We start from the raw sequence: 306 nt of genomic DNA on the forward strand, positions 1-306 counted from the left end.
GCGACGAGGCGTTTGTCGCCTGGTGTGTCCTCGCGCGCCACAACCAGCGCCTCGCGCACGTCGGCGTGCGCCGTCAACTGCGCCTCGATCTCGCCCGGCTCTATCCGGAAACCGCGGATCTTCACCTGATCGTCGTTGCGACCCAGGAACTCCAGATTCCCGTCCGCCATCCACCGCACAAGATCGCCCGTCCGATACACCCGAGCACCCGCAACCCCACTGAAGGGATCAGCCACAAACCGCTCCGCCGTCAAACCCGGCCGGTTCAGGTAACCCCGCGCAACCCCCGCCCCCCCGATCCACAAC

1 pseudogene is annotated in these 306 nt (G+C 67.0%); it reads right to left on the reverse strand.

The features are described from left to right. A pseudogene (locus E1166_RS30655) lies at positions 1–306 on the reverse strand (AMP-binding protein); the annotation flags it as partial.

The sequence above is a fragment of the Micromonospora sp. KC213 genome (assembly GCF_004348325.1).
Classification (GTDB): Bacteria; Actinomycetota; Actinomycetes; order Mycobacteriales; family Micromonosporaceae; genus Micromonospora.